Origin of the sequence: Roseovarius sp. D22-M7, assembly GCF_037083785.1 — a bacterium.
Lineage (GTDB): Bacteria > Pseudomonadota > Alphaproteobacteria > Rhodobacterales > Rhodobacteraceae > Roseovarius.
Genome location: NZ_JBAPKY010000196.1, coordinates 1 through 857 on the forward strand (window position 1 = coordinate 1; position 857 = coordinate 857).

The following is an 857-nucleotide window of genomic DNA, read 5'->3' on the forward strand; positions in this document are numbered from 1 at the left end:
CGTCCTGCGAGGGTAGTAGGTCGCCGCCTCATCGGATTGCGGGCAAGGCGTTTCGCCTTTCTCGACCATTCCGACAACCCGATCCAGAAGGGCCATCTCGGTTTCGAAAAGCGAAGTGTTTATCTCGTCGTGAAGTTCATGCCGGGCAATGTCGAAACTTTCCTTTGCCCAGACATCGCCGCTATCGATACGATCCTCCGCGTTCATCGCGGATACCGTTACGTGCGTCGCACCCTCCAGTATGGACCAGATATGCGGACTCCACCCGCGCCCTTTCGGCAAATCGGAGGCATGAAGCACGATTGAATGCTTGTAGAGAGAGCGCAGCTCCGCCGGAATCATTTCCGTGCAGGACACAAGGAAAAGCAGATCACCGGACGCCAATTGATCCTTGCAGCGCAGGAGTCTCAATTCGTGTCGGTCCGAACGCTTGTCCATCCACGTGGTCAGCCACGCGTTGACCGGGTGATTTTCGCTTGAACAGAGCACGTCAATTTTCATGCATCACCTCGACGCGCAGATGCTCGACCACCCGCGCCGCACCGTCACCGTCGCAAATCGCGGCAGCGTTTCGCGCCATCGCGTCGAGGCGCGCGGGATCGCCCGCCTCGGCCAGTGCGGCGTGCAGCGCCCGCGCGAAACCGGGGGCGTCCAGCGGTCCGGCATTGAACGCGGCGCCAGCCGCCGCCATTGCCCGCGCGATACCGGCCTGGTTGTCGGCGGTCTCGACGATGAGGCCGGGCAGCCCGAGAGCGCACCGCTCCCACGTGGTGCCGCCGCCGGCGCCGATGGCGAAATCGGCCGCGGCCATGGCGGCGGCCATGTCCGAAACGTCCACCGCGACCTGCGTGGGCCAC

The 857-nt window shown here is 63.6% G+C and carries 1 protein-coding gene and 1 pseudogene; both read right to left on the bottom strand.

What is annotated here, in order from left to right; all coding sequences use genetic code 11:
• Positions 1–501, bottom strand: a 501-nt coding sequence (locus tag V8324_RS22095; protein WP_336422023.1) for a formyltransferase family protein, incomplete at its 3' end; no start/stop codon positions are given.
• A pseudogene (locus V8324_RS22100) lies at positions 491–857 on the bottom strand (UDP-2,4-diacetamido-2,4,6-trideoxy-beta-L-altropyranose hydrolase); the annotation flags it as partial. The gene V8324_RS22095 and the pseudogene V8324_RS22100, both read right to left, overlap by 11 nt.